This window comes from Mesorhizobium sp. M2E.F.Ca.ET.209.01.1.1 (genome assembly GCF_004010375.2).
Taxonomy (GTDB): domain Bacteria; phylum Pseudomonadota; class Alphaproteobacteria; order Rhizobiales; family Rhizobiaceae; genus Mesorhizobium.
The window spans coordinates 1-365 of record NZ_SADP02000454.1; the positions used below are offsets into that span (position 1 = coordinate 1).

General features: G+C 59.5%; 1 protein-coding gene. It reads left to right on the top strand.

Annotation, left to right across the window (positions count from 1 at the left end; translation table 11 throughout):
- A partial coding sequence (locus EN852_RS36450; protein ID WP_189546447.1) for a glycosyltransferase occupies positions 1 to 365 on the top strand: 365 nt, incomplete at both ends.

Here is a 365-nt window from a genome sequence, read left to right on the forward strand (position 1 = left end):
CTGAACGTCAACCCTTCGAACATTGGGCTCCATCAGAACATGAACCGCGTGTTGCGGCTTGCGCGTGGCACATTCTTCCGCTGGATCAGCGCCGATGATTGGCTCGAGCCGGGGTATCTTTCGAAATGCGTGAAGACGCTTGAAGACCGACCTGATGCTATTGGGCTGACCACCGGCTTCACCCTTTACTCGCCCGAGGGGGTGGCGAGATGGAAGCACTACCGGGGGGAATTCCCAAGCTCCGGCGACGCAGCCCAGCGCTTTGAAAGGATGTTGTGGTTCTACCATGCCGGCGACGCCATATATGACCCGATCTACGGCTTGTTCCGACGCTCCCGGCTCCTGGAAACGGGCATGCTTCGCCG